This window comes from Mesorhizobium sp. M4B.F.Ca.ET.143.01.1.1 (assembly GCF_004792275.1).
GTDB classification, from domain to species: Bacteria; Pseudomonadota; Alphaproteobacteria; order Rhizobiales; family Rhizobiaceae; genus Mesorhizobium; species Mesorhizobium abyssinicae.
This window is the reverse complement of record NZ_SRSR01000053.1, coordinates 1-1367: the sequence shown is the minus strand read 5'-3', so window position 1 is coordinate 1367 and position 1367 is coordinate 1. Positions and strand designations below refer to the sequence as shown.

Annotated in this window: 2 pseudogenes; both read right to left on the bottom strand. The window is 62.3% G+C overall.

The features are described 5' to 3' along the window. Positions 1–107: 107 nt before the first annotated feature. Positions 108–574 (bottom strand): annotated as a pseudogene (locus tag EN786_RS35900) (transposase); the annotation flags it as partial. Positions 575–841: 267 nt separating this feature from the next. Continuing rightward, positions 842–1111, bottom strand: a pseudogene (locus EN786_RS35895) (DDE-type integrase/transposase/recombinase); the annotation flags it as partial. Positions 1112–1367 lie beyond the last annotated feature (256 nt).

The following is a 1367-nucleotide window of genomic DNA, read 5'->3' as shown; positions in this document are numbered from 1 at the left end:
CGGACTGGTTTGAGACCCGCTCCTGAAAGCCGATCCCGGAGGGCCGTCCCCCATCATTCACGCAGCTTTACGCAACGGTGTTAGTTCATTGCGAACTCCTTTCCGCTGCTCTGCAGCACACTCTCGTTGATGAGGACGAGCTTCGCCGGATCGAGATCGAGCTGGCCGTCGAACCAGTCCCGGCGCCGCTTCAGGATGTCGGGGCGATCCTGCTCCAGTGCGTGTGCGGACTTTTTTTGAATGTCCAGCCGTGACCGCGAAGCCAGGCGCTCAAGGCGCTGCGGCTGATCCGCACCGACCGCTCGCCTTCCAGCCGCTCCACCATCTCGTTCAACGTGATGTCCTTGCGCTCATTGATCAGCCCGACGATGAAGACTTCATGCGCATCGAGGCTGGACGCGCGGCGGCGGCCTTGCGGCCGGGGCGCCAGTTCGCCGATCTTCGCCCGCGCGATCCAGCGGATCGCACTCGATATGCCGACCCCAAACCGCGCCGCAGCCCGCCGGGCCGACATGCCTGCGTCAGACGCCTTCAGGACCCGCAGCCGGAGATCCTCACTCAGTGCTCTTCCCATCATCCACCTCATCATCAAAGGGGATGTTGAACCACCACCAAAGCCCGCCGTCACATCACAATCGATTCATCAATCGCAGGACGGGCTCTAGCCGGCGATGGTCACGCCGAGGCTGCCCATGTCGGTAAAATCCGACAGTCCCAGCCGACCGGGTTCGTGCGTCTGACGGAACATCACTTCCTGCTGCTCCTGACCGTGAACAGCCCGCCATCATCGGATACGCCGCTCAAGGTGCGGCGAATACCGCACCTTGATTGTCGCCGCGCAGAGGATGGCGTTCGAGGTGAACTCGCTGCCATCATTGACGATCATCCTCGGGCGGCCGCGCTCGGTGATGAGCCGGTCCAATTCGCGGGCAACCCGCATGCCCGAGAGAGACGTATCAACGATGAGTGCCAGGCACGCTCTTGTGCAGTCGTCGACGACGGCCAGGATGCGGAAGCGGCGCCCGTCCGATACGAAGTCGAGCGACCAGCGCTCGTCGGGCCTGAGCGGCACCAGCATCGGCGCCCTGGTCCCGATCGCCCGCTTACGGCCGACATCGAGACGGCGGAACGCCTCGACTTCACGATTGAATTGGATTCTAGTTTCAGACCCCAACTATCGGCTGGTCTAAGGTTTTACGCCTTTACCCAAGCAGGACGGTCGGTGCATAGCTGAGAACATCGCGACACTACAGATCGAGCTTCAGGCGCTTTGTGGCCGCGCGCGAGCAACAGACCATGAGAACGGTGTGTGCTGTCTTCTCCTCCTCGGTCAGAACGGAATCCCGGTGTTCGGCGCGACCGCTAAG